This is a genomic window from Bordetella hinzii LMG 13501, from assembly GCF_001548475.1.
GTDB classification, from domain to species: domain Bacteria; phylum Pseudomonadota; class Gammaproteobacteria; order Burkholderiales; family Burkholderiaceae_B; genus Bordetella; species Bordetella hinzii.
In genome coordinates this window covers 108,338-133,895 of the sequence record NZ_LRUJ01000010.1, presented here as the reverse complement: position 1 = coordinate 133,895, position 25,558 = coordinate 108,338, and the positions used below count along the sequence as shown (strand labels likewise).

The 25,558-nt window shown below is 67.6% G+C and carries 18 protein-coding genes; 10 read left to right on the top strand and 8 right to left on the bottom strand.

The genetic code is table 11. The features are described 5' to 3' along the window. Positions 1–306: 306 nt before the first annotated feature. Positions 307–4,083, top strand: a complete 3,777-nt coding sequence (gene metH / locus AXA74_RS09320) for a methionine synthase (RefSeq protein WP_032957853.1) — start codon at positions 307–309, stop codon at positions 4,081–4,083. 13 nt (positions 4,084–4,096) lie between these two features. Here metH and AXA74_RS09315 read toward each other — a convergent pair whose 3' ends face one another. Next, on the bottom strand, positions 4,097–4,864 hold the full coding sequence (locus tag AXA74_RS09315) for a class I SAM-dependent methyltransferase (protein WP_029580085.1): 768 nt from the start codon (positions 4,862–4,864) through the stop codon (positions 4,097–4,099). Positions 4,865–4,949: 85 nt separating this feature from the next. Between AXA74_RS09315 and AXA74_RS09310 the strand changes: the two genes are divergently transcribed. After that, on the top strand, positions 4,950–5,759 hold the full coding sequence (locus AXA74_RS09310) for a helix-turn-helix transcriptional regulator (RefSeq protein WP_032979288.1): 810 nt from the start codon (positions 4,950–4,952) through the stop codon (positions 5,757–5,759). On the opposite strand, the gene AXA74_RS09305 is transcribed toward AXA74_RS09310, so the two are convergent. Genes AXA74_RS09305 through AXA74_RS09295 form a run of 3 tightly spaced genes read right to left on the bottom strand, consistent with a single transcriptional unit; the run spans position 5,719 to position 11,472 of the window. After that, positions 5,719–7,206 carry an efflux transporter outer membrane subunit gene (locus tag AXA74_RS09305; protein ID WP_032979289.1) on the bottom strand — a complete coding sequence of 496 codons (1,488 nt, stop codon included), beginning with the start codon at positions 7,204–7,206 and terminating at the stop codon, positions 5,719–5,721. The genes AXA74_RS09310 and AXA74_RS09305 overlap by 41 nt on opposite strands. Before the next feature lies 1 nt (position 7,207). Further along, complete coding sequence (locus tag AXA74_RS09300; RefSeq protein ID WP_032957849.1) at positions 7,208–10,366, bottom strand: efflux RND transporter permease subunit; 3,159 nt, start codon at positions 10,364–10,366, stop codon at positions 7,208–7,210. Beyond that, on the bottom strand, positions 10,363–11,472 hold the full coding sequence (locus tag AXA74_RS09295; protein WP_032957992.1) for an efflux RND transporter periplasmic adaptor subunit: 1,110 nt from the start codon (positions 11,470–11,472) through the stop codon (positions 10,363–10,365). The genes AXA74_RS09300 and AXA74_RS09295 overlap by 4 nt, the downstream gene beginning before the upstream one ends. A 174-nt stretch (positions 11,473–11,646) precedes the next feature. On the opposite strand from AXA74_RS09295, the gene AXA74_RS09290 reads away from it, so the two are divergent. Then, positions 11,647–12,252, top strand: a complete 606-nt coding sequence (locus AXA74_RS09290; protein ID WP_370736558.1) for a TetR/AcrR family transcriptional regulator — start codon at positions 11,647–11,649, stop codon at positions 12,250–12,252. Between the two features lie 9 nt (positions 12,253–12,261). Here the strand turns inward: AXA74_RS09290 and mutY are convergent, their stop codons facing one another. Further along, positions 12,262–13,335, bottom strand: a complete 1,074-nt coding sequence (mutY, locus tag AXA74_RS09285) for an A/G-specific adenine glycosylase (RefSeq protein ID WP_032957839.1) — start codon at positions 13,333–13,335, stop codon at positions 12,262–12,264. Between the two features lie 153 nt (positions 13,336–13,488). On the opposite strand from mutY, the gene AXA74_RS09280 reads away from it, so the two are divergent. Then, positions 13,489–17,085: an indolepyruvate ferredoxin oxidoreductase family protein gene (locus tag AXA74_RS09280; protein WP_029580092.1), complete on the top strand. Its 3,597-nt coding sequence runs from the start codon at positions 13,489–13,491 to the stop codon at positions 17,083–17,085. Positions 17,086–17,122: 37 nt separating this feature from the next. Here AXA74_RS09280 and cheD read toward each other — a convergent pair whose 3' ends face one another. The 3 genes from cheD to AXA74_RS09265 all read right to left on the bottom strand — a co-directional run bounded on the left by cheD (position 17,123) and on the right by AXA74_RS09265 (position 19,568). Next, the gene (gene cheD / locus AXA74_RS09275) at positions 17,123–17,803 is read right to left on the bottom strand and encodes a chemoreceptor glutamine deamidase CheD (protein WP_029580093.1); all 681 of its coding nucleotides are present in this window, start codon (positions 17,801–17,803) and stop codon (positions 17,123–17,125) included. A gap of 188 nt (positions 17,804–17,991) precedes the next feature. Beyond that, positions 17,992–18,900 carry a cell division protein FtsX gene (locus AXA74_RS09270; RefSeq protein ID WP_032979290.1) on the bottom strand — a complete coding sequence of 303 codons (909 nt, stop codon included), beginning with the start codon at positions 18,898–18,900 and terminating at the stop codon, positions 17,992–17,994. Continuing rightward, entirely contained in the window at positions 18,897–19,568 is a 672-nt protein-coding gene (locus AXA74_RS09265; protein ID WP_029580095.1) for a cell division ATP-binding protein FtsE, read from the bottom strand. The genes AXA74_RS09270 and AXA74_RS09265 overlap by 4 nt, the downstream gene beginning before the upstream one ends. Before the next feature lie 242 nt (positions 19,569–19,810). Here AXA74_RS09265 and AXA74_RS09260 point away from each other — a divergent pair, with 242 nt between their 5' ends. From AXA74_RS09260 to AXA74_RS09235, 6 genes are all read left to right on the top strand, one after another. Continuing rightward, positions 19,811–20,827, top strand: coding sequence for an amino acid ABC transporter substrate-binding protein (locus AXA74_RS09260; protein WP_029580096.1), 1,017 nt, complete (start codon positions 19,811–19,813; stop codon positions 20,825–20,827). A gap of 106 nt (positions 20,828–20,933) precedes the next feature. Continuing rightward, entirely contained in the window at positions 20,934–22,124 is a 1,191-nt protein-coding gene (locus AXA74_RS09255) for an amino acid ABC transporter permease (RefSeq protein WP_029580097.1), read from the top strand. Between the two features lies 1 nt (position 22,125). Next, the gene (locus AXA74_RS09250) at positions 22,126–23,226 is read left to right on the top strand and encodes an amino acid ABC transporter permease (protein WP_032957310.1); all 1,101 of its coding nucleotides are present in this window, start codon (positions 22,126–22,128) and stop codon (positions 23,224–23,226) included. A gap of 52 nt (positions 23,227–23,278) precedes the next feature. Further along, complete coding sequence (locus AXA74_RS09245; RefSeq protein WP_029580099.1) at positions 23,279–24,019, top strand: amino acid ABC transporter ATP-binding protein; 741 nt, start codon at positions 23,279–23,281, stop codon at positions 24,017–24,019. A 102-nt stretch (positions 24,020–24,121) separates the two neighbouring features. Then, positions 24,122–25,138, top strand: coding sequence for a Bug family tripartite tricarboxylate transporter substrate binding protein (locus tag AXA74_RS09240; RefSeq protein ID WP_029580100.1), 1,017 nt, complete (start codon positions 24,122–24,124; stop codon positions 25,136–25,138). A gap of 18 nt (positions 25,139–25,156) precedes the next feature. Beyond that, positions 25,157–25,555 carry a CopD family protein gene (locus tag AXA74_RS09235; RefSeq protein ID WP_029580101.1) on the top strand — a complete coding sequence of 133 codons (399 nt, stop codon included), beginning with the start codon at positions 25,157–25,159 and terminating at the stop codon, positions 25,553–25,555. The last annotated feature ends 3 nt before the right edge of the window (positions 25,556–25,558 follow it).

Here is a 25,558-nt window from a genome sequence, read left to right as displayed (position 1 = left end):
CGTCGTTCTCGGGATAAGGGCCGCCCCGGCGAGGGGCGTGCCCGGCTAGCGAACCGGCCGGTGTCGGGCTGCCACGGCGGAAACGCCGTGGGGACCGTTGCGGGGGCAGCACAGGCTGGGCGGCCGCCTCGCGGCGGCATGGCCTTCCTGTTTCCCGTTTAAATCTTGCGCACGCCCGGGGGCGCCGAAAGTACCGGTTCGGGGTCGGAACTGTATCACCGTCCTGCCGGGATTAAGCCCATTTTGTTACCATCTAGTGTTCATTTCGGGCATTTTTTGCCTTTTTTGCCACACTGGGACCTCGTTGTGTCTTATCCCCGCATGCCTTATCCGCTGTCCGCCTATACGCGCGGCGCCGATTTCGTTCGTCTCCTGGGCGAGCGCATCCTGATACTGGACGGCGCCATGGGCACCATGATCCAGCGCTACAAGCTGAGCGAGGCGGACTTCCGCGGCGAGCGCTTTGCCGAGCACCACAAGGACCTGAAGGGCGACAACGAGCTGCTGTCCCTGGTGCGGCCCCAGGTGATTTCGGAGATCCACCGCCAGTACCTGGAGGCGGGCGCCGACGTCATCGAAACCAATACCTTCGGGGCGACCTCGATCGCCCAGGGCGACTATGACCTGCCCGGGCTGGCCTATGAACTGAACCTGGTGTCGGCCCGGCTGGCGCGCGAGGCCTGTGACGCCTACAGCACGCCCGAGCGGCCGCGCTTCGTGGCCGGCGCGCTGGGCCCCCAGCCCAAGACGGCGTCCATTTCGCCCGACGTCAACGACCCGGGCGCGCGCAATGTCACATTCGACGAATTGCGCCTGGCCTATGTCGAACAATTGAACGGCCTGCTCGACGGCGAGATCGACATCGTGCTGATCGAGACCATTTTCGACACGCTCAACGCCAAGGCGGCTATCTTCGCGGTCGAACAGGTCTTTGCCGAGCGCGGCGTGCGGCTGCCCGTCATGATCTCCGGCACCGTGACCGACGCCTCGGGCCGGATCCTGTCGGGCCAGACCGTGGAGGCCTTCTGGAACTCCGTGCGCCATGCGCGCCCGGTCACCATCGGCCTGAACTGCGCGCTGGGCGCGGCCTTGATGCGGCCCTATGTGGCCGAGCTGTCCAAGATCTGCGACACCTATGTCTGCGTCTACCCCAATGCGGGCCTGCCCAACCCCATGGCGGAGACCGGCTTTGACGAGACGCCGGCCGACACCTCGGCCCTGCTGGAGGAGTTCGCCGCCTCGGGGCTGGTCAACATGGCGGGCGGCTGCTGCGGCACGACGCCGGATCACATCCGCGCGATCGCCGAAAAAATCGAGCGCCTGACGCCGCGCGTGGTGCCGGACGTGCCGGTCAAGACCCGCCTGTCGGGCCTGGAGCCGCTCAACATCGACGAAGACACCCTTTTCGTCAACGTCGGCGAGCGCACCAACGTCACCGGCTCCAAGATGTTCGCCCGCCTGATCCGCGAAGAGAAATACGATGAGGCCCTGGCGGTGGCGCGCCAGCAGGTCGAGAACGGCGCGCAGATCATCGACATCAACATGGACGAGGCCATGCTGGATTCGGTGGCCTGCATGCACCGCTTCCTGAACCTGATCGCCTCCGAGCCCGATATCGCCCGGGTGCCCATCATGATCGACAGCTCCAAGTGGGAGGTGATCGAGACGGGCCTGAAATGCGTGCAGGGCAAGGCGGTGGTCAACTCCATCTCCATGAAGGAAGGCGAGGCGCCTTTCCGGGAACATGCCCGCCTGTGCCGGCTGTACGGCGCGGCCGTGGTCGTCATGGCTTTCGACGAACAGGGGCAGGCCGACACGCTGCAGCGGCGCCGCGAGATCTGCGGCCGCGCCTATCGCATCCTGGTCGAGGAAGAAGGCTTCCCGCCCGAGGACATTATTTTCGATCCCAATGTGTTCGCCGTGGCCACGGGCATCGACGAGCACAACCACTATGCCGTCGACTTCATCGAGGGCACGCGCTGGATACGCCAGAACCTGCCGCATGCGCGGATTTCGGGCGGCATCTCCAATGTGAGCTTCTCCTTCCGCGGCAACGAGCCGATGCGGGAGGCCATCCACACGGTCTTCCTGTATTACGCCATCCGCGAAGGCCTGACCATGGGCATCGTCAACGCGGGCCAGCTGGGCGTCTACGCCGACCTGGATCCCGCCTTGCGCGACCTGGTCGAGGATGTGATCCTGGACCGCGCCGAGCCCCTGGGCAAGACAGAGCCCGGCGACGAGCGCACGCCCACCGAGCGCCTGGTGCAGTTCGCCGACACCATCCGCGGCTCGGGCGCCAAGAAGGAAGAAGACCTGGCCTGGCGCGCCAAGCCGGTCGAGGAGAGGCTGGCCCATGCGCTGGTGCATGGCATCACGAGCTTCATTGTCGAGGACACCGAAGAGGTGCGCCAGAAGATTGCCGCGCGCGGCGGGCGTCCCATCGAGGTGATCGAGGGCCCGTTGATGGACGGCATGAACGTCGTCGGCGACCTGTTCGGCGCGGGCAAGATGTTCTTGCCGCAGGTGGTGAAATCGGCCCGCGTGATGAAGCAGGCCGTGGCCCACCTCATCCCCTTCATCGAGGAAGAAAAGCGCCAGATCGCGGCCTCCGGCGGCGACGTGCGCGCCAAGGGCAAGATCGTCATCGCCACCGTCAAGGGCGACGTGCACGACATCGGCAAGAACATCGTCTCGGTGGTCTTGCAGTGCAACAACTTCGAAGTCGTCAACATGGGCGTCATGGTCCCGTGCGCGCAGATCCTGGACAAGGCCAAGGAAGAGAACGCCGACATCATCGGCCTGTCCGGCCTGATCACGCCCAGCCTCGAAGAAATGGCTTATGTGGCCTCCGAGATGCAGCGGGATCCCTATTTCCGCGAGCGCAAGACGCCGCTGATGATAGGCGGGGCCACCACCAGCCGCGTGCACACGGCCGTGAAGATCGCGCCCAACTACGAAGGCCCGGTGATCTATGTGCCCGACGCCAGCCGCTCGGTGGGCGTGGCCACCAGCCTGATGTCCGACCAGGCGCAAGCCTATCTGGACGAGTTGGCGCAAGAGTACGAAGACGTGCGCCGCCGCCATGCCAATCGCAAGGCCACGCCGCTCATGCCGCTGGCCGAGGCGCGCGCCTCGCGTCCGCAGATCGACTGGGCCGGCTATACGCCGCCGCGCCCCAAGTTCATCGGCCGGCGCGCCTTCAAGAGCTATGACCTGGCCGAGATCGCGCGCTACATCGATTGGGGGCCCTTCTTCATCACGTGGAGTCTATTCGGGGCCTTCCCGGCCATCCTGGACGACAAGGTCGTGGGCGAGCAGGCGCGCAAGGTCTATGCCGATGGGCAGGCCATGCTCAAGCGCATCATCGAGGGCCGCTGGCTGACCGCCAACGGCGTGATCGGCTTCTATCCGGCCAACCGGGTCAATGACGAGGATATCGAGGTCTATCGCGACGAGACCCGCAGCGAGGTGCTGTTCACCTACCGCAACCTGCGCCAGCAGGGCGTCAAGCGCGAAGGCGTGAGCAATAAGAGCCTGGCCGACTATATCGCGCCCAAGGACAGCGGCAAGCTGGACTATATCGGGCTGTTCGCGGTCACCGCCGGCCTGGGCATCGAGAAAAAAGAGGCCGAGTTCCAGGCGGCGCTGGACGACTACTCCAGCATCATGCTCAAGTCGCTGGCCGACCGGCTGGCCGAGGCCTTCGCCGAGTGCCTGCATGCCCGCGTGCGGCGCGATCTGTGGGGCTATGCGGCCGACGAGCAGCTCGACAACGAGGCCCTCATCGCCGAGAAGTATGTCGGCATCCGCCCGGCGCCTGGCTATCCCGCCTGCCCGGAGCATGTCGTCAAGACCGATATGTTCCGTGTGCTGGAGGCCGAGGACATCGGCATGGCGCTGACCGACAGCTACGCGATGTTCCCCGCCTCCAGCGTCTCGGGCTTTTACTTCAGCCACCCCGAGTCGCAGTACTTCAATGTGGGCCCCATCGGCGAGGACCAGCTGGCCGACTACGTGGCCCGCAGCGGCCGGACCGAGGAGGACGTGCGGCGCACCCTGGCGCCCAACCTGGGCGGCTGAGCGCGCGCGCGCCTCAAGGCTTGATGACCACGATGACGGCGTTGTCGCTGGTAAAGGACCCGTCGTCCTGGATCTCGAAGTGCGCCTTGACCGGCTGCGGGGCGATCGCCGTCATCTCGCGCAGCGCGCGCACCAGGGCTTCGGGCGTGCGCATGCGCGCCACCCAGGACGAAAACTCCAGCGGCAGGCGGCGCAAGGTCATGCCTTGCAGCACGAAACCGGCATCGGCCAGCATGGCCAGCCATTCGGCCTGCGAATAGTCGCGCACATGCGAGGTATCGCGCAGCACCTCGATGGTCTGTATCCAGGTGTCGAGCAGGGCCTGGCCGGGCGAGACCACGTCGGCGAAGACGGCCAGGCCGCCCGGCTTGAGCACCCGGCGCGCTTCGCGCAGGCCCAGGCCGGGATCTTCCCAGTGGTGGGTGGAATAGCGGCTCATCACCAGGTCGAACTCGCCGTCGCCGAACGGCAGCTGCTCGGCCTTGCCGCGACAGGTGCGCAGATTGCCCAGGCCGCGCTTGGCGGCCTCGGCGGCCACCACGTCCAGCATGGATTGCGACAGGTCGTAGGCCACCACCTCGGCCACCAACGGCGCCACATTGAAGCTCACATGGCCGCCGCCGCAGCCCAGGTCCAGCACGCGCGCGCCGGGGTGGGCGGCCGCGATGCCGGCCATTTGTTTCAGGTCTTCGCCCTGGGCGTGCACCGCGCTGGTCAGGTAGGCCGAGGCCTGGGGGCTGAACTGGCGTTGGACGGCGGCGTCATGGCTGGGTGCGGTCATGGAATTTCCTTTATGCGCGGGTAGGGGGATGCCGGCTAAGATAGGCAATCGACAGTACCCGTACAAGACCATAGGCCATCCTGGTATGAATAGTGCCACCCCGGGCTCCACCCTGCGCCGCCAGACCCTGGGCGAATTCGTGCGCAACGCCCGTTCGCGCATCACCCCGCAAATGGCCGGGCTGCCGGCGGGCTCGCGCCGCCGCACCCCGGGCCTGCGCCGCGAAGAAGTGGCCCAGCTGTCGGATATCAGCGTCACCTGGTACACCTGGATCGAGCAGGGCCGCGAGGTTTCCGTCTCGCCGGCGGTGTGGTCGCGCATCGCCAATGTGCTGCAGCTGGCGCGCGCCGAACGCGCCTATCTGTTCGAGCTGGCCGAATGCGCCGACCCCCAGCATCCGCGCGACGAACCCGCCGGGGCCGCCGGCCTGCTGTTGCAGGCCTGCGTGGACGCCGTCTCCGCGCCGGCCTATGTGCTGGACCGCGCCTGGCAGGTGCTGGCCAGCAACAGCGCCATGCGCGAACTCTTTGACCATTGGCCCGAGCGCGATCCGCAGCCCAATCTGCTGCGCTACATCTTTCTGGATCCGGCGGCCCGCTCGCTGGTGGTGGACTGGGAGCAGCGCGCCCGGCGCGTGGTGGCGGAGTTCCGCGCCGATGCCGGCGCCCACCTCGACGAGTCCGATGTGCGCGGCCTGATCGACGAGCTGGTGCGCTCCAGCGCCGTGTTCGCCCACTGGTGGACCCGCCATGCGGTGGTCGAGCGCGAGGGCGGGCTGCGCGATTTCGACCATCCCGCGCGCGGCCTGTTGCGCTTGCAGCAGGTGACCTTCCGCCTGGCCACCCACCCGGAACTCAAGCTGGTGATGCTGTTGCGCGAGCCGGCGCAGGCCTGAGCGGCCCGGAGGGCGGCGTGGGCGGCTGCGTGGTTCCCATGGCGTGGAAAAGCGCCGCGGTGGCGCCGAGCCGGTCGCTGCTGTAGCGCAGTTCGGCCACGCGCGCCTGCACATAGTGCAGCTCGGCGGCGCGGCCCTGGTAGCCGGGCAAGGCGCCCAATTCGACGCGGCGAGCGGTGTTGCGCCAGGAACCTTCGGCGGCGCGCCGCGCGGCCTCGGCCGCGGCCAAGGCTTCGTTGTCGGCTTCCAGCGCGGCCAGGCTGTCGGCCACATTGCGAAAGGCCGACAGCACGGTCTGGCGGTATTGCGCGGCCGCGCCTTCGTACTCCTGCTGCGCGGCGCGGCGCTCGGCCATGAGCGCGCCGCCATGGAACAGCGGCTGGGTCAGCGAAGCGCCGATGGCCCAGATGCCGCCGCCGGCGCCGGACAGCGCGCGGCCCCAGTCAAAGCCGCCGCGGCCCATGGAGGCCGACAGGGACAGCTGGGGCAGCATCTGGGCGGTGCGCGCGCCGACTTCGGCCGCCGCGCCCTTCAGGGCGGCGTCGGCCGCCAGGATGTCGGGCCGCTGGGCCAGCAGTTGCGAAGGGACGCTCACCGGGATGTCGGCCGGCACCTGGAGACGCGCATAGGCCAGGTCGGGCGGCGCCTGGTCGGGCGTGCGGCCCAGCAGCACGGCCAGGGCGTGGCGCGTGGCCTGCCAGCGGCTGCGCAGGCCCGGCAGGCCGGCGGCGATGTCGTTGGCATTCTGGTCGGCGTCCAGGGCTTCCTGCTGCGAGGCGGATCCCAGTTCGAAGCGGCGCCGCGCATCGCGCGCGACCTCGCGCGCCAGCGTGGCCTGGCGCTGCGTCAGCTCCACTTGTTCGCGCAGCGCGGCGGCGGTGATGGCGGTGGTGACGATGTTGGCGGCCAGCGCGCGGCGCGAGGCCTCCAGCCTGAGGGCCTGCTGGTCGACGCGGGCCGCCAGCGCCGCGTTGGCGTAGCGCGAGGCGCCGAACAGGTCGAACGTGTATTGGGCCCGCACCTGGCCGACAAAGGTGTTGTAGAGGGCGGTGGGCGATTCGAAGACGGGCAGGCCCAGCTGGCGCTGGCGGTTGGCCTGGGCGCCCGCGTCCACCGAGGGCAGCATGGATTCGCCCACCTGGGCGCGCAGCTGTTCGCGCGCGGCCGCCAGGCTGCGGTCGGCCGCGGCCAGGTCGGGGCTGTTGGCCAGGCCCTCGTCGACCCAGGCATCCAATTCGGGCGACCCATAGCCGCGCCACCATTGCGCGACGGCGCCGCCGCCCGGGATGAGGCGCTGCGCCACGCCTTGCGCGGACACGGTGGCCGGCGGCGTGGCGGCCACGCCATAGTGCGCGGGATGGGGCATGTCCGGGGTCCGGCCGTCGGGCGCCAGCGCGCAGCCGGCCAGCGCCAGCGGCAGGGCTGCGCAGAGCAGGCGGGGTTTCATCTCAGTGGGCCTCCTGCAAATGGCCGGCATCGGCGCCCGGAGGCACGCCCGGCGGTTCGTCGCGCTCGTCGTTGCGCACGCGGAACCAGGCCGCATAGAGCGCCGGCAGGAAGAACACCGTCAGCACGGTGGCGCTGGTGATGCCTCCCATCAGGGCGGTGGCCATGGGACCGAAGAAGTTGCTGCGCAACAGCGGAATGAGTGCCAGGACGGCGGCGGCGGCGGTCAGCGTGATGGGCCGGAAGCGGCGCACCGTGGCGCTGACGATGGCATCGACGCGGGGGTGGCCGGCGGCGATGTCCTGTTCGATCTGGTCGACCAGAATGACGGAGTTGCGCATGATGATGCCGAACATGGCGATCACCCCCAACATGGCGACAAAGCCGAAAGGTTTGCCGAAGGCCAGCAGCGCGATCACCACGCCGATAAGCCCCAGCGGCGCGGTCAGCACCACCATCATGACGCGCGAAAAGCTCTGCAGCTGGATCATGAGCAGGGTCAGCACCGCGATGGCCATCAAGGGCATCTGGGCATTGATCGAGGACTGCCCCTTCTGGCTTTCCTCGACCGATCCGCCGATCTCCACGCGGTAGCCGACCGGCAGCGCGGCGCGCAGGCCGGCCAGCTGCTTGTCGATCGCCTGGGTGACCTCGATGCCCTGGGCGCCGCCCTGCACATCGGCCTGCACCGTGATGGTGGGCTGGCGGTCGCGCTCCCAGATCACGCCGTATTCCAGGTCGTAATGCACCCTCCCCAGGCTGCCCAGGGGCACAGGCCCCTGCGGCGTGGGCACCGACAGCGTGGCCAGCCGGGAGGGATCGACGCGCTCGGCGGCCGGCGCGCGCAGGTCCACGCCGATGAGTTTGTCGCGTTCGCGGTATTGCGTGACCGTGGCGCCCGACAGCGTCATGGCCAGGAAATTGGCCACGTCGGTGGACGTGATGCCGACTTCGCGCGCCTTGTTCTGGTCGATCTCGAATCGCACCGAGCGCTCGGAGGGTTCGTCCCAATCGAACTGCACATTGGCCGTGCGCGGGTCGGCGCGCATCACATCGGCCAATTTTTCGGCCGTGGCGCGCACGGTGGCGATCTGGTCGCCGCTGACCCGGAACTGCACCGGAAATCCTACCGGGGGGCCGTTCTCCAGGCGCGAGAGCCGGGTGCGGATGGCGGGATACTGCTCGCGCAGCACCGGCCCCAGCCAGCGTGCCAGCTGTTCCCTTTCCTCGACGGATTTGGCCGTGACGATGAACTGCGCGAAATTGGGTTGCGGCAGTTTCTGGTCCAGCGGCAGGTAAAAGCGCGGCGCGCCCGTGCCCACGAAGCTGACCACGTGCTCGATCTCCGGCCGGCCCCGCAGCGTCTCCTCCAGACGCTCGACCTGGCGCTTGGTCGCCGCGAAAGAGGCGCCCTCGCCGAGGGTGACATCTATCATCAGCTCGGGCCGGTCCGAACTGGGGAAGAACTGCTGCGGCACGAGGCTGAAGGCCGCCATCGCGCCGCCGAAGAGCAGCGCCGTCAGGCCCAGCACCCGATAGCGGCGCTCGACGCAGCCGGCGACCCAGGCGCGCAGCCGGCGATAAAAGCGCGTGTCGTAGATATCGTGTTCGTGGCCGGCCGGCAGGTGGGCGGCCGGCTTGCGTTCGGGCAGCAGGCGGTAGCCCAGCAGCGGGATCAGCACCACCGCGGCAAACCAGGAGGCGATCAGGGCGATGGCCGACACCTGGAAGATGGAGCGCGTGTATTCGCCGGTGCTGGACTTGGCCAGCGCGATGGGCAGGAAACCCGACACCGTGACCAGCGTGCCGGTCAGCATCGGAAAGGCCGTGCTGGTGTAGGCGAAGGCCGCCGCGCGCGCCCGGCTCCAGCCCTGTTCGAGTTTCACGGCCATCATCTCGACGGCGATGATGGCGTCGTCGACCAGCAGGCCCAGGGCCAGCACCAGTGTGCCCAGGGACACCTTGTGCAGGCCGATGTCGAACAGATACATGAAGAGCGCGGTCACCGCCAGCACCACGGGAATGGAAATCGCGACCACCATGCCGGTGCGCAGGCCGAGCGACACCAGGCTGACCAGGAGCACGATGACCACCGCCTCGGCCACCGCGCGCAGAAAGTCGTCCACCGAATGCGAGACGGCGCGCGGCATGCTGGAGACCTCGGTGAGCGTCAGCCCGGCCGGCAGGAATTGCCGCAGCTCCCGGGTCTTGGCATCCAGGGCCTGGCCGAGCCGGATCACGTCGCCGTTGGGCTGCATGGTGATGCCTATGCCGAGCACGGGCTTGCCGCCGGCGCGCATTTCGGTGACCTGCGGCTCGGTGTAGCCGCGGCGGATGGTGGCGATGTCGCCCAGACGCACATTGCCGCCATTGACGCGGATCAGGGTCTCGCCCAGGGCGCGCACATCCTTGACTTGGCCCGAGGGGCGCACGAAGACACGGTCGTCGGCCGTGGTGAGCGTGCCGGCCGCGTTCACGCCGTTCTGCGTGTCCACGGCGCGCCCGATCTCCTCGGGCGAGATGCCCAGGCGCGCGAGCTGGGCGTTCGGGATCTCGATATAGATGCGTTCTTCCTGCTCGCCGAAGTAGTCCACCTTGGCCACGCCGGGCACGCGCAGGAGCACGGTGCGCAGGGCATCGGCATAGTCGCGCAGATTGGCCGGCGAAAAGCCGTCGCCTTCCAGGGTGTAGATATTGGTGTAGACGTCGCCGAACTCGTCATTGAAGAAAGGCCCTTGCACGCCACGCGGCAGCGTGGCCTGGATGTCGCCCACTTTCTTGCGGATCTGGTACCACTCCTGGGGCACTTCCTTGGCGGGCGCCGAATCCTTCATCGTGAAGAACAGCAGCGATTCGCCCGGACGCGAATAGCTGCGGATGAAGTCTGTATAGGGGGTTTCCTGCAGCTTGCGGGCGATCCGGTCGGTGATCTGCTCGCGCACCTGGTCGGCGGTGGCGCCCGGCCAGAAGGTCCGGATCACCATGACCCGGAACGTGAAGGGCGGGTCCTCGGACTGGGCCAGCCGGGTGTAGGAGAGCACGCCGAACACGGTGGCCAGCGTGATGAGAAACACCACCAGCGCCTGGTGCCTGAGGGCCCAGGCCGACAGGTTGAAACGGCCTTCTTCATGGTGCGCATCGGGGCGCTGCGGCGTGCTCACGATGCGAAGTCCTCGGGATGCAGCGGGGCCACCGGCTTGACTTTCTGCCCGGCTGAGACGGTGTGCACGCCCTGCCACACCACGCGCTCGCCCGGCTGCAAGCCGCTGGACAGCACGATGTGGCGGTCGGTGTAGCGCTCCACCGTCACCCGGCGCAACTCCAGGATGTCCTCGCCCGGCTTGACCACCCAGACGGCCGTGGCCGCGCCGTCATGAAACAGCGCCGTGGCCGGCAGCGTGTAAGTGGGCGTGGCGTCCGTCCGGCCGTCAAACGCGATGGTGGCCGTCATGCCCAGGCGCAGGCCGGGCGGCGGATCCTGGACGGTCAGCTTGGCGCGAAAGCTGCGGGTCTGCGGGTCGGCCGCCGGCGCCAGTTCGCGCAACGTGGCCGCCAGCGTCGTGCCGGGCGCGGCGGGCAGGGTGATGCGGGCGGTCTGCCCGATGGACAGCCGCGCCAGCACGTTTTCGGGGATGTTGGCCACGGCGTCCACCTCGCCGCTCCAGGCCAGCGTATAGACCGGCTGGCCCGAGGACACATTCTGGCCGGTGTCGGCGCGCTCGGCCGTGATGAGGCCGGCATGGTCGGCCTTGAGTTCGGTATAGGACAGCTGGTCGGCGGCCAGCGCGGCCTGCTGCGCGGCGCTGTCGCGCTGCGCCAGGGCGGCGGCATAGTTGTTCTGGCTTTGTTCGAGCTGGCTGGCGGCGATCAGCTGTTCGCGCGCCTGGGCCCGGTCGCGGGCCAATTGCTGGCGGGCGAATTCAAGCTGGTGCTGCGCGGCGGTCAGCTGGGCGCGCGCGCTGGCGGCGTTCTTGGCGGCGTCGGCCGGGTCCAGGCGGGCCACCACCTGGCCGACCCGCACGGCATCGCCCAGCCTGACCTGGCGTTCGATGATCTTGCCGCCCACCCGGAAAGACAGCGGCGTGCTGTAGCGCGCGTCGATCTGCCCCGGCACGGCCAGGCCGGCGCTGCCGGCATCACGCTCGGCCGGCATGGCGACCACGGGTTTGGGCGGCGGCGGCGCTTCTTCGCGGCTCTGGCAGGCTGCCAGCAGCAGGACGCAGGCGGCGCCCAGGCCGCGCAGCGCGCGGGACGGGGAGGGGGGAATACGCGGACCGGACACGATCACCTCAAGCCAGGAGGTCCGCGCCGAGGCGGCTCATCCCGTGTGGAGTCTAGGATTGGAATGCAGGACGGATTCTAATTCGCATCTGTTTTCAAATACAAGTCTGTATTTGAAAACGCCGGCGGTGCTACACTCGCGCTCATGGGAAAAGTCCGTTTGACGCGAGAGCAGAGCCGTGAACAGACGCGCCAGCGCCTGCTCGACGCGGCGCAAGAGCTGTTCCTGAGCCAGGGGTATTCCGCCAGCAGCGTGGAAGACATCGCCGCGGCCGCCGGCTACACGCGGGGCGCTTTCTATTCGAATTTCAGCTCCAAGGCCGAGATGTTCCTGGAGCTGCTGCGGCGCGACCATGAACACATGATCGGCGAGATGCGGGTCATCTTCGAGGCCCAGCCTGGCCGCGCCCAGATGGAAGAGCAGGTGCTACGTTTCTATAGCCAGCACTTCCGCGACAACTCCTGTTTCCTGCTCTGGATAGAAGCCAAGCTGCAGGCGGCCCGCGATCCGGATTTCCGGGTGGGCTTCATCGCCTTCATGCGCGAGCAGCGCGCAGCCATCACGGAATATGCGCGGCAGTTCTCGGCCCTGGCGGGCACGCCGCTCTCCATGCCGCCCGAGCACCTGGCCCTGGGCCTGATCGCCCTGTGCGACGGGGTGCAATTCAGCTATGCCTTCGATCCCCAGGCGGTGTCGGCCGAGATGGCCGAAAACGTGCTGGCGGAGTTCTTCCGGCGCGTGGTCTTCGGCGGCGCCGCGGCCTGAGGGCCGCGCTCAGGCGCGCAGCGCCAGCGTGCCGGGCAGGCCGGCCTCGGCCAGGCCGAGCAGCAGCTTGCGGATGGGGGCGGGCAGCGCCACCGCGCCCAGTTCGGCGGCCGGCACCCAGCGTTCCGGCTGGCCGCCGGCGCGCAGGCCGGCCGCGCGCACCGGCACATACCAGGGGCGCACATGCAGGCGGTAATGCGTGAAGGTATGCGCGAAGGCCGCCAGCTCGTAATGCGCCTGCGGCTCCAGCCCGAGCGCCTCGGAGGCCTGCCTGGCGTCGCCCGCGGCGTCGAATTCCGGCAGGCTCCACAATCCGCCCCAGATGCCCGGCGAAGGCCGCTGCTGCAAGAGGATGGCGCCTTCGTGCTCCAGCACCAGCATGGCCGTCTGCCGCTCGGGCACGGCGCGGCGGGCCTTGGGCGTGGGGAGTTCTTGCTGGCGCCCGTCGCGGCGCGCGATACAGGAGTCCGCCACCGGGCAGCGGCTGCAATCAGGCTTGCCGCGCGTGCATAGCGTGGCGCCCAGGTCCATCAGGCCCTGGGTATAGGCTGTCATGTCCAGACTGGGCACGGCCGCCACCAGGCTGTCGGCCAGCTGCCAGAGTTTCTGTTCGGTTTCGCGCTTGGAGGGGTCGCCCTCGATGCCGAAATGGCGCGCGAAGACGCGCTTGACGTTGCCGTCCATGATGGGCGAGCGCTCGCCGTAGGCGAAGGCCGCGATGGCCGCCGCCGTGGAGCGGCCGATGCCGGGCAGGCTGGCGATGCGCTCGGCATCGGGCGGAAAGCGGCCGTTCCAGTGGGCCATGATTTCCTGGGCGCAGCGGTGCAGGTTGCGCGCGCGGGCGTAGTAGCCCAGGCCGGCCCAGTATGGCATGACGTCTTCCTGGCTGGCCGCGGCCAGCGCGCCCACGTCGGGAAAGCGCGCCAGGAAGCGCTCGTAATAAGGGATGACCGTGGCGACCTGGGTCTGCTGCAGCATGATTTCCGAGAGCCAGATGCGGTAGGGGTCCCGGGTGTTCTGCCAAGGCAGGCGGTGGCGGCCATGGCGGGCCTGCCAGTCGGCGATGAGGGCGGCGAATTCCATGCCGGGATTATCGCATCGCCCTATTGCGGGGACGGTTGGGGACAGGTAAAAAGAGGGGAAACAACAGGCGTAAGCGCCCGACGCAGCGATCCGTGTGCCCCACAAGGGCTGTTTCGAGCGCTCGTGTCGGCAATCCACACCAACGGAGTAGACATGAATGCCCCTCTCACGCCCGCGCAGCGCGCGGCGCTTCAGTCCGTACATCTGGACGACAAATACACCCTGGAAACCGGCCGTGCCTGGATGAGCGGCATCCACGCCCTTGTGCGCCTGCCCATGATGCAGCGCGAGCGTGATGCGCGCGCGGGCCTCAATACCGCCGGCTTCATTTCGGGCTATCGCGGCTCCCCCCTGGGCGGCGTGGACCAGAACATGTGGAAGGCGGCCAAGTACCTGAAGGAACATCACATCGAGTTCCAGCCGGGCATCAACGAGGACCTGGCGGCCACCGCCGTCTGGGGGTCGCAGCAGGTCAATCTGTTTCCCGGCGCGAAGTACGACGGCGTGTTCGGCATGTGGTACGGCAAGGGCCCCGGCGTGGACCGCTGCGGCGATGTCTTCAAGCACGCCAACGCCGCGGGCACCTCGCGCCACGGCGGCGTGCTGGTGGTGGCCGGCGACGATCATCCGGCCAAGTCCTCGACGCTGCCGCACCAGAGCGATCACATCCTCAAGGCCTGCATGATCCCGGTGCTGTTTCCGTCCAGCGTGCAGGAGGTCCTGGACTTCGGCCTGCACGGCTGGGCCATGAGCCGCTACGCGGGTGTCTGGGTCGGCCTGAAGACCATTACCGACATCGTCGAGGTCTCGGCCTCGGTGGAGGTCGATTGCGACCGCGTGCGCATCCTGCTGCCCGAGGATTTCACCCTGCCGCCCGACGGCCTCAATATCCGCCTGCCCGACACGCCGCTGCAACAGGAAGCGCGCCTGCTGGACTACAAACTGTATGCGGCGCTGGCCTATGCGCGCGCCAACAAGCTCAACCGCGAACTCTGGAGCGTGCCGCAAGACCGCGCGCGTTTCGGCATCATCACCTCCGGCAAAGCCTATCTCGATACGCGCCAGGCGCTGTCCGACCTGGGTCTGTCCGAGGCCATCTGCCAGCGCATCGGCCTGCGCCTGTTCAAGGTCGGCATGGTCTGGCCGCTGGAGGCGACCGGCATGCAGCAGTTCGCCGAGGGCCTGGACGAGATCCTGGTGGTCGAAGAAAAGCGCCAGGTCATCGAATACCAGCTGAAGGAAGAGCTGTTTTCGTGGATCGGCACGGGCAAGAAGATCCCGCGCGTGGTCGGCAAGTTCGACGACAAGGACGGCGGCGAATGGTCGGTGCCGCAGGGCAATTGGCTGCTGCCGGCGCATTATGAATTTTCGCCCGCCATGGTGGCCAAGGCGGTGGGCGCGCGCCTGCTGCGCCTGGAGCTGCCCGAAGACGTGCGCGCCGGCATCGAGGCGCGGCTGGCCTTCATCGCCGAGCGCGAAAAAGCCTTGTCCCGGCCTCGCCTGGTGGTCGATCGCAAACCCTGGTTCTGCTCGGGCTGTCCGCACAACACCTCCACCCGCCTGCCCGAGGGCTCGCGGGGGCTGGCCGGCATCGGCTGCCACTACATGGTCACCTGGATGGGCCGCAATACCCAGGTGTTCACCCAGATGGGCGGCGAGGGCGTGCCCTGGATAGGCCAGGCGCCCTTCACCGAAGAAAAGCATGTCTTCGCCAACCTGGGCGATGGCACGTATTTCCACTCGGGCTTGCTGGCCATCCGCGCGGCCGTCGCGGCCAAGGCGCCCATCACCTACAAAATCCTCTTCAACGATGCGGTGGCCATGACCGGCGGCCAGCCGGTCGACGGTCCCATCAGCGTGCCCATGATCACGCGGCAGATGGCCGCGGAAGGCATCGAGAAGATCATCGTCGTCACCGACGAGCCCGAGAAATACCAGCAGGTCGCCGGCCTGGCGCCGGGCGTGCCGGTCAAGCATCGCGACGAGCTCGACAGCGTCATGCGCGAACTGCGCGAATACCCCGGCGTGTCCATCCTGGTCTACGACCAGACCTGCGCCACCGAGAAGCGCCGCCGCCGCAAGCGCGGCGCCTATCCGGATCCGGCGCGCCGCGTGGTCATCAACGAGCGTGTCTGCGAGGGCTGCGGCGATTGCTCCGAGAAGTCGCATTGCCTGTCGGTTGAACCGCTGGAGACGGAGTTCGGCCGCAAGCGCACGATCAACCAGTCCAGCTGCAACAAGGACTTCTCCTGCCTGAAGGGCTTCTGTCCCAGCTTCGTGACGGTCGAGGGCGGCACGCTGCGCAAGCCCCGCGCGCTGGCCCCGGAAGGCGACATCGCCGCCGGCCTGCCCGAGCCGCGCACGCCCGACATCGCCGGCCACTACGGCGTCTTCATCGCCGGCGTGGGCGGCACCGGGGTGGTCACCATCGGGCAGCTGATCGGCATGGCCGCCCATCTCGAAGGCAAGGGATGTTCGGTGCTGGACATGGCGGGCCTGGCCCAGAAGGGTGGCGCGGTCTATTCCCATGTGGTGCTGGCGCCCACCCCGGGCGAGCTGATGAATACCCGTGTCGCCATGGGCGAGGCCGACCTGGTGCTGGCGGGCGACCTGGTCGTGGGCACCAGCCAGGAGGCCGTGGCGCGCATGCGCCCCGACCGCACGCGCGCCCTGGTCAATACCGATGTGGCGCCGACCGCCGCCTTCGTCCACAACCCCGACTGGACCCTGCCCGGTTCCGACCTGCAGGGCGACCTGGGCCGCGCCTGCGCGGCGGTGTCCCATATCGATGCGGCGGCGCTGGCGGTCGGCCTGCTGGGCGACGCCATCTATGCCAACCCGCTCATGATGGGCTATGCCTACCAGAAGGGCTGGCTGCCGCTGGGCGAGGCGGCCCTGCTGCGCGCCATCGAGCTCAATGGCCAGCAGGTGCCCAACAACCAGGCCGCCTTTGCCTGGGGCCGGCGCGCCGCCCAGGACCTGGCGGCGGTGCAGGCCCTGATCGGCCTGGCGCCGGCCAGCCAGGAGGCGGAAATCGTCGAGGTGCGCCGCGGCGAGCAGGCCGTGGTGGATTTCAAGCGTCCGGCCACGGGGCTGGAGCAACTGGTGGCGGTGCGGCGCGATTTCCTTACCGCCTACCAGAACGCCGCCTATGCCAAGCGCTATACCGACCTGGTCGACAAAGTGGCCCAGGCCGAGCGTCTGGCCACGGGCGGCACGCGCCTGGCCGAGGCGGTGGCGCACAACTACTTCAAGCTCATGGCCTACAAGGATGAGTACGAGGTGGCGCGGCTCTACAGCGACGGCGAATTCCTCAAGAAGGTCGCGGCGCAGTTCGAGGGCGACTGGAAGCTCAAGTTCTATCTCGCGCCGCCCCTGATGGCCAAGCGCGACAGCCAGGGCCATCTGCAGAAGCGCGCTTACGGGCCCGGCATGTTGCGCGTCTTCTCGCTGCTGGCGCGGCTGCGCTTTTTGCGCGGCACGGCCCTGGACGTCTTCGGCCGCACGGCGGAGCGGCGCGCCGAACGCGAACTGATACGCGAGTACGCCGAACACATGACGGCGATCATCGGCAAGCTCAACCGGGGCAACCTGGAGCAGGCCGTGGCCCTGGCCAGCCTGCCGCAGGAGATCCGCGGCTATGGCCACGTCAAGGAGGCCGCGATGGCGCGCGCGGCCGAGAAGCGCGAGACGCTGTTGCGCGAGTTCAGCGCCGCCGTCCTGCCCATTGGCGGGGCGCGCGCGGCATGAGCGGGCCGGACGCCTGGCGCCAGCCAGGCGTCCGGGCCTAGGAAGGCACGTCGGCCGGGCGGCGGCGCGGCATGTTGAACAGTTCGACCTTCATCTTGGGGCGGTCGAAACGTTCCACGCGCGGCGCCGAGCGCGAGTTGTCCTGCGCCTTCTGGGCGGCCAGCTGTTCGCGGTGGGCGATGACTTCCTCGGCGCGGGCGTGGTGGGGCGCCATCTTGCGCACCAGGACGCGCCCGTCGCGCGGGAAGTAATGGATGCGGCGCGCATGGATGTCGCCCAGGTCCTGGGCGCGCACCGGGATACCTTCCGTCTTGAGATATTGCAGCACGAACTGCCCGTTGCGCTCGCCGATATTCATCTGCTGCATGGCGCTCAGGACCGCGCCGCCGCCAAAGACCTTGGCTTCCAGGCGTTCGCGCGCCGCGCCGGCCTTGAGCAGTTCGTTGATCAGCACTTCCATGGCGAAGGCGCCATAGCGCATGGTCGAGGAGGCCGGCGACTGGGCGTCGCCTTCGGGCAGCATGAAATGGTTCATGCCCCCCACGCCGGTGACAGGGTCGCGCATACAGGCGGCCACGCAGGAGCCCAGCACGGTGGACAGCATGATGTCTTCGCCGCTGGTGACGAAGTACTCGTTCGGCAAGACCTTGACCGCGGGACGGTCGAAGGTGATGTCGAAGTAGTGGCGCGTCGCGCGGGCGTCAAGGCGGGCAGGCATAGGGCAGACTCAGCGGGGGGTCAGGCCGCAAAAACCGGTGAAAAATTTCAAATTGTTATTATCGTTCGCAATATTTTGCCGGACAAGCATGAAGTTTGTCTTGCAGCCGGTCAAATGGGGCGCAAAAAAAGCGCCCGTCCGGCGACTGTAGTCCCGGGCGGGCGCTTTCTTTCGGACGATTAAGGGACTTAAAAGCGCGTACTGCGGGTCACTGACCAGCGCGCCGAGAGCGCGCCCAGGATGCCGGCGGCCAGCACCGCCAGGGCCAGGGCGGGCAGCTCGGGCAGGTGCAGGGCGAATTCGGCGCCGTAGCTGCGCGCCAGGCCCAGGACGGCATGGTTGAGCGGCACCAGCGCGGCGGCCGCCGCGCCGATGGCCAACAGGGCCGCCAGCGCGCCGGACAGGGCGCCCTGGTAGAGGAAGGGCCTGCGCACGAAGGACTCGGTGGCGCCGACCAGGCGGGCCACGGCGATCTCCTCGCGCTGGGTCAAGGCCTGCATGCGCACCGTGTTGAACACGGTGGCCAGCACCACCACGGCCACGCAGATCGCCAGAAAGCCCAGGCCCAGGCGGCCGAAGCGCAGGATGGCCTCCAGGCGCTGCACCCAGGCGCTGTCGAGCTGCACCTGGTCGACGTATTGCCACTTGCGCCAGCCATCGGCCAGCAGGCCGGCCCGCTGGGCCAGGTCCTCGCCGCCGGCCAGGGTGACCACCACGGCATCGGGCAGGGGGTTGCCGGGCAGCACGGCCAGGGCCTCTTCCCAGGCGGGATTCTGGCGCAGGGCCTTCAGGGCCTGGTCGCGCGGCACCTGGCGCACGGCCGCGATCTGGCCGCTGAATTCCCGTCCGATGCGGTCGGTGATGGCCGCGGCCGTGCCCGCGGGGGCGGCCGGCTGGATGTAGAGGGTGAGTTCCGGCGTGACGGAAATCTGCCGGGCCAGGGGCTGGACCGAGACCAGCACGGCGCTGCCCAAGAGCGGCAGGGCCAGCACCAGGGCCATGACCAGCAGGTTGGCCAGCCAGGAAAAAGGCTGGGCCGCCAGCCGCTTCAGGGTGATGGCCAGCGCGTAGCGATGTTGCCGCAGCCAGGACTTCATGCCGCCTCTCCTTGCGTATCGAGGAACTTGCCGTGGTCGATACGCAGTGTGCGCCGCGTATAGCGCGCCATCAGCTGCTGGTCGTGGGAGGCAATCAGGGTGGTGACACCGACCCGGTTGAAGTCGCGGAACACATTCATGATGCGCTGGGCGTTGTCATCGTCCAGGTTGGCGGTGGGTTCGTCGGCGATCAGGATGGCCGGCCGGTTGACGATGGCGCGGGCGATGGCCAGGCGCTGCTGCTCGCCGCCCGACAGTTCGATGGGGTTGAGGTCTTCCTTGCCCGCCAGGCCCACCTTGTCCAGGGCGGCGCGCGCGCGCGCGGCGGCCGAGTCCGAGGCCTGACCTGTCACCGACAGCGGCAGCATGACATTGGCCAGCGCGCTGCGGTCGTAGAGCAGATGGGTGTCCTGCAGGATGACGCTGACCGCGCGCCGCAAATAGGGACGGGCGCGGGCCGAGAGCTTGTCCAGGCGTTGCCCGTGCACCTGGATGGAGCCCCGGGTCGGCGGCTCCAGGCCGGCGATCAGTTTCAGCAAGGTGGATTTGCCCGCGCCCGAAGGCCCGGAAACAAACACGAATTCCCCCGCATCCACGCGGAAGTTGATATCGGCCAGAATGTTCCGGCCGCGCCCATAGGATTTGAATACGTGCTGGAATTCGATCATGGCGAGCAGGCAGATGAAGCCGCAATAGTAACTCCGCCTTCTCTCCGGGTGCCAGGTGCGCCGTCCGGGGGAACGGCAAGCGTCTTATCCCGGGCCAGGGCAGCGAAATATGTCCCCAAAATGAGGAAAATACGGAAAGGGATTTCCCCCATGTCCCCAAATTTAACCAACCTTTACCATCCGCCCAAGCACGTTGGCCCACCAGGCTGGCGCTTCGATGTCATCCTTACACGGAGATCACCATGAAAGCACTGAAATTGGCCGCCCTGGGCGCCGCTTTGTTCGCCGCAACCTCGGCGGCCCATGCGGGCGCAACCTTCGACAACGTCAAGAAGAAAGGTTTTGTCCAGTGCGGCGTATCCACCGGCATTCCTGGCTTCTCCATCGCTGACAGCAAGGGCGAATGGAAAGGCATCGACGTCGACATGTGCCGCGCCATCGCGGCCACCATGTTCGGCGACGCCAGCAAGTTCAAGGTCACGCCCCTGAACACGCAGCAGCGCTTCACCGCCCTGCAGTCCGGCGAAGTCGATGTCCTGACCCGCAATACCACCGTCACCCTGACGCGCGACACCACGCTGGGCCTGATCGGCGTGGGTGTGAACTACTACGACAGCCAGGGCGTCATGGTCTCCAAGGATCTCGGCGTCAAGAGCGCCAAGGAACTGGGCGGCGCCACCATCTGCGTGCAGCCGGGCACCACCACCGAGCTCAACCTGGCCGACTGGTTCCGCGGCAATAAGATCGAATTCAAGCCCGTCGTGATCGACAAGTACGACGAAATCGTGCGCGCCTTCTCGGCCGGCCGCTGCGATGCCTTCACGACCGACAAGTCGCAGCTGGCGTCCACCCGCACCACGCTCGAGAATCCGGACAAGTACATCATCCTGCCCGAGGATTTCTCCAAGGAGCCGCTGGGCCCCATGGTCCGCCAGGGCGACGAGCAGTGGTTCAACGTGGTGCGCTGGTCCCTCAACGCCATGCTGGAGGCCGAAGAATACGGCATCACGTCCAAGAACGTCGACGAGCAGGCCAAGAGCGCCAACCCCAACATCCAGCGCATCCTGGGCGTGACCCCGGGCATGGGCAAGAACCTGGGCGTGGACGACAAGTGGGCGTATAACATCATCAAGCAGGTGGGCAACTACGGCGAAAGCTTCGAGGCCACCCTGGGCAAGGGCGGCCCCATGAAGCTGGAGCGCGGCCTGAACGCTTCCTACAAGCAGGGCGGTCTGATGTACGGCTGGCCGGTGCGCTGAGCACAGGCAGACCGGCCGGGCGTACGACGCCCGGCCGAGCCCGTGCGGAGCGGGTAGCAATGGGCGGCCTCCAGCCGCCTTGAATCCGTTATTGGCAGAAGCATCTATGGCGACAACCCAGAAAAACGCCCCGGCCCAGGCTCCGCGACGTCGTCTCAACTGGAATGACCCCGGCGTGCGCGCCGTGGTCTACCAGGTCGTCGCGCTGGTCCTGGTGGCACTGGCCGCCTGGTTCCTGGTGTCCAACACCTTGCACAACCTGGCGGTGCGCAACATCTCCACCGGCTTTGGATTCCTCGACAGGGAAGCCGGTTTCGCGATCGGGGAAACCCCCATCTCCTACACCCCCGCAGACACCTACGGCCGCGCCATCCTGGTGGGCCTGCTGAACACGCTGCGCGTGGCGGTCATCGGCATCGTGCTGGCCACCATCCTGGGCACGCTGATCGGCATCGGACGGCTGTCCAAGAACTGGCTGGTCGCGCGCCTGACCTCGATGTACGTCGAGGTCATGCGCAACGTGCCGCTGCTGCTGCAGCTCTTCTTCTGGTATGCGCTCATCACCGAGAACATGCCCGGACCACGCCAGGCGCACAATCCGCTGCCTGGCGTTTTCATATCCAACCGGGGCGTCAAGGTGCCCGAGGCCATGGGCGCTTCGCTGGATTGGATACTGGCCGGGCTGGCGGTGGCCATCATCGCCACCCTGGTGCTGGGACACTGGGCCAGGAAGCGGCAGCACGCGACCGGGCAGGTCTTTCCGCTGGGCCGCGCCGCCATCGCGCTGCTCATCGCCTGCCCCGTGGTGGGCTGGCTGGCCAGCGGCATGCAGCTGACGCTGTCCTTGCCCGAGCTCAAGGGCTTCAACTTCCAGGGCGGCCTGACGCTGACCCCGGAGTTCGCGGCTCTGCTGGCAGGGTTGGTGATCTACACCTCGGCCTTCGTCGCCGAGGTCGTGCGTTCGGGCATCCAGGCCGTCAACAACGGCCAGTGGGAGGCGGCCGGCGCGCTGGGCCTGCGGCGTTCGCTGGTGCTGCGCCTGGTCGTGCTGCCGCAGGCGCTGCGCGTGATCATCCCCCCGATGACCAGCCAGTATCTCAACCTCACCAAGAACAGTTCATTGGCCGTGGCGATCGGCTATCCGGACATCGTGTCGGTGGTCAACACCACGCTGAACCAGACCGGGCAGGCGATCGAGGGCATCCTGATCATCATGGGGGCCTACCTGACCGTCAGCCTGTCGATCTCGATCTTCATGAACTGGTACAACAAGCGCATCGCGCTGGTGGAGCGTTGATATGAGCGGCACTACGCAAACCCCGCGCGCCGACCTGCCGCCGCCGTCGAGCCACGTCGGCGTCTGGCCCTGGCTCAAGACGCGCCTGTTCTCCTCGCCGCTGTCCATCCTGGCGACCGTCCTGCTGGCCTGGCTGGTCATCATGGCCGTGCCGGCGCTGGTGGAATGGGCCTTCATCCGCGCCAACTTCACGGCCACCTCGGCCCAGGAGTGCCGCGCCTCGGGCGGCGCCTGCTGGGCTTTCATCGCCGAGAAGCACCGGCTCATCCTGTTCGGCACCTATCCCTACGACGAACAATGGCGTCCGCTGATCGCGACCTTCATCCTGATCGCGGTCATCGTCATGAGCGGCATGCGCCGCTTCTGGAAGCCCATCCTGGCGCTGATCTGGATCGTGGGCCTGACCCTGGTGGCCATCCTGATGTGGGGCGGCATCCTCGGGCTGACCTATGTCGAGAACAGCCGCTGGGGCGGCTTGCCGCTGACGCTCATCCTGTCGACCTTCGGCATCGCCTTCGCCTTTCCGATAGGCGTGCTGCTGGCCCTGGGCCGCCGCTCGCGCATGCCGGCCATCAAGGCGCTGTGCGTGGTGTACATCGAGCTGATCCGCGGCGTGCCGCTCATCAGCCTGCTGTTCATGTCCTCGGTGATGCTGCCGCTGTTCCTGCCCGAAGGCTTCACGATAGACAAACTGCTGCGCGCGCAGATCGCCATCATCATGTTCGCGGCGGCCTATATCGCCGAGACGGTGCGTGGCGGCCTGCAGGCCATCCCCAAGGGCCAATACGAGGGCGCGGATTCGCTGGGCCTGTCGTATTGGCAGAAGATGCGCAAGATCATCCTGCCGCAGGCGCTGAAGATCGTCATCCCGCCGCTGGTCAGCATCTTCATCGCGCTGTTCAAGGACACCTCGCTGGTCGTGATCATCGGTATCTTCGACCTGACGCTGGCGGCCAAGGCGGCGTTGTCGGATGCGGCCTGGCGCGGCTTCGGCGTGGAGGCCTACATCTTCATCGCGCTCATCTACTTTGTCTTCTGCTACTCGATGTCCAAATACAGCCAGCGGCTGGAGCGCCGCCTGGCGACCGGTCATCAACGATAGAAACGCGCCGGCCGACCTCGCGGCGGCCGGTCACTTTTTCAGGAGTACAGGCATGTCCAATGCCATCATCCGCCTGCAGGAAGTCAATAAGTGGTACGGCCAGTTCCACGTCCTGCGCAATATCAACCTGGACGTGGAGCCTGGCGAGCGCATCGTGATCTGCGGCCCCTCGGGGTCGGGCAAATCGACCATGATCCGCTGCATCAACCGGCTCGAAGAGCACCAGCAGGGCAAGATCGTCGTCGACGGCACCGAACTGACCAACGATCTCAAGCACATCGAAACCATCCGCAAGGATGTCGGCATGGTGTTCCAGCACTTCAATCTCTTTCCGCACCTCACCGTGCTGGAAAACCTGACGCTGGGGCCGGTCTGGGTCTTGAAGAAATCGCGCGCCGAAGCCGAGGCCACCGCCATGAAATACCTGGAGCGCGTGCGCATCCCGGACCAGGCGAAAAAATTCCCCGGCCAGCTCTCCGGCGGCCAGCAGCAGCGCGTGGCCATCGCGCGCTCGCTGTGCATGAGCCCCAAGATCATGCTCTTTGATGAGCCGACCTCGGCGCTGGACCCGGAAATGGTCAAGGAGGTGCTGGACGTGATGGTCAGCCTGGCGCAGGAGAGCGGCATGACCATGCTCTGCGTGACCCATGAGATGGGCTTCGCGCGCAAGGTCGCCAACCGCGTCATCTTCATGGACCGCGGCGAGATCATCGAAGAGAACACGCCCGACGAGTTCTTCGACCACCCGCAGAACGAGCGCACCAAGCTCTTCCTCAGCCAGATCTTGCATTGAAGCGGCACGCGGCCGGGCATGGCCGCGGCAGGGGGGCTGCGTTATGCTACGGGCCACGCTGAAACATACGCACACATAACACCCCCTGTCCGGAGACTTTCCATGACTCGCTCTCTCGTGTCCGCCACGCGCCGCGCGCTGGTCGGCGGCGCCCTCGCCCTGGCGGCCGGTCTTTCCCTGATGGCCGCGCCTGCCGCCGCCCAAACCGATTTCCCGAGCAAGCCGCTGCGTTTCATCGTGCCCTATCCGCCCGGCGGCCCGCTGGACACCATGGCCCGCCTGCTGGCCGAGAAGGTGCGCGATTCGCTGGGCCAGCCCGTGGTGGTCGAGAACAAGGCGGGCGCGGGCGGCAACATCGGCGCGGACCTGGTCGCCAAGTCCGCGCCCGACGGTTACACCCTGGTCATGGGCGCGGTGGCCACGCATGCCATCAACCCCTTCCTGTTCGCCAACCTGCCCTACGACCCCATCAAGGACTTCGCGCCCATCACCATCGTGGCGTCGGTGCCCAATGTGCTGGTCATGAACCTCGAATTCGCGCAGAAGAACAACATCAACAGCGTGGCGGACCTGGTCGCCTACGCCAAGAAGAACCCCGGCCGCCTGAACTACGGTTCGGGCGGCAATGGCAGCGCCGGCCACCTCTCCGGCGAATTGCTCAAGGCCCGGGCGGGCATCGCCGCCGAACACATCCCCTACCAGGGCGCCGCGCCGGCCCAGCTGGCGCTGCTGTCGGGCCAGTCGGACTTCATGTTCGACAACCTGGCCGCCTCGGCCCCGCTCATCAAGGACGGCAAGGTCAAGGCGCTGGCGGTCACGACGGCCAAGCGGTCCTCGCTGCTGCCGGATGTCCCCACCGTCGAGGAGTCGGGCGTCAAGGGCTTCGACCTGGGTACGTGGTTCGGCGTGTTCGCCCCGGGCGGCACGCCGGCCGCGGTGGTCGCCAAGCTGAACAAGGCCTACGGCGATGCGCTGCGCCTGCCCGACGTGCGCCAGCGCCTGCTGACCATGGGCTCCGAGCAGGAGCCGATGAGCGCCGACCAATTCGCCGCCTTCGTCAAGGCCGAGAAGGACAAATACCAGGAGATCGTCAAGATCTCGGGCGCCAGCCTGAACTGATCCCGCCCCTGCCGGACCATGCTGTATTCCGTCCTCAAGGTGCTGCACGTGCTGGCGATCACGGTCTGGATCCTGGGCCTGCTTTGGCTCTGCTCGAGCACCGGGTTCTCGGCCGCGCCGGCCAGCCTGCGCCGGCTGGCGCGCTGGAATCATCGGCTGGTGCTGCCGGCCATGGTGCTGACCTGGTGCTTCGGCCTGGCCATGGCGGGCATGGTGGGATGGTTCGGCCAGCCGTGGCTGGACGTCAAGATGGGCCTGGTGGCCTTGTTGACCTTGCTGCAGCTGTGGCAGACCCGCGTGCTGTCGCGCGCCCATGCGGATTACCGCGCCCCAGGCTGGATGGGCCTGTCCGGCGCCGCGGTCTTCCTGCTGACGGCGCTGGCCGTCACCCTGGCCGTGGCCAAGCCTTTTTTCTGAGCT

Bases quoted from the DNA above. Each gene is read 5' to 3' on its own strand.
- AXA74_RS09315 (WP_029580085.1), bottom strand. From the start codon at position 4,864: ATGACCGCACCCAGCCATGACGCCGCCGTCCAACGCCAGTTCAGCCCC.
- AXA74_RS09310 (WP_032979288.1), top strand. From the start codon at position 4,950: ATGAATAGTGCCACCCCGGGCTCCACCCTGCGCCGCCAGACCCTGGGC.
- AXA74_RS09305 (WP_032979289.1), bottom strand. From the start codon at position 7,206: ATGAAACCCCGCCTGCTCTGCGCAGCCCTGCCGCTGGCGCTGGCCGGC.
- mutY (WP_032957839.1), bottom strand. From the start codon at position 13,335: ATGGAATTCGCCGCCCTCATCGCCGACTGGCAGGCCCGCCATGGCCGC.
- AXA74_RS09280 (WP_029580092.1), top strand. From the start codon at position 13,489: ATGAATGCCCCTCTCACGCCCGCGCAGCGCGCGGCGCTTCAGTCCGTA.
- cheD (WP_029580093.1), bottom strand. From the start codon at position 17,803: ATGCCTGCCCGCCTTGACGCCCGCGCGACGCGCCACTACTTCGACATC.
- AXA74_RS09270 (WP_032979290.1), bottom strand. From the start codon at position 18,900: ATGAAGTCCTGGCTGCGGCAACATCGCTACGCGCTGGCCATCACCCTG.
- AXA74_RS09265 (WP_029580095.1), bottom strand. From the start codon at position 19,568: ATGATCGAATTCCAGCACGTATTCAAATCCTATGGGCGCGGCCGGAAC.
- AXA74_RS09260 (WP_029580096.1), top strand. From the start codon at position 19,811: ATGAAAGCACTGAAATTGGCCGCCCTGGGCGCCGCTTTGTTCGCCGCA.
- AXA74_RS09255 (WP_029580097.1), top strand. From the start codon at position 20,934: ATGGCGACAACCCAGAAAAACGCCCCGGCCCAGGCTCCGCGACGTCGT.
- AXA74_RS09250 (WP_032957310.1), top strand. From the start codon at position 22,126: ATGAGCGGCACTACGCAAACCCCGCGCGCCGACCTGCCGCCGCCGTCG.
- AXA74_RS09245 (WP_029580099.1), top strand. From the start codon at position 23,279: ATGTCCAATGCCATCATCCGCCTGCAGGAAGTCAATAAGTGGTACGGC.
- AXA74_RS09240 (WP_029580100.1), top strand. From the start codon at position 24,122: ATGACTCGCTCTCTCGTGTCCGCCACGCGCCGCGCGCTGGTCGGCGGC.
- AXA74_RS09235 (WP_029580101.1), top strand. From the start codon at position 25,157: ATGCTGTATTCCGTCCTCAAGGTGCTGCACGTGCTGGCGATCACGGTC.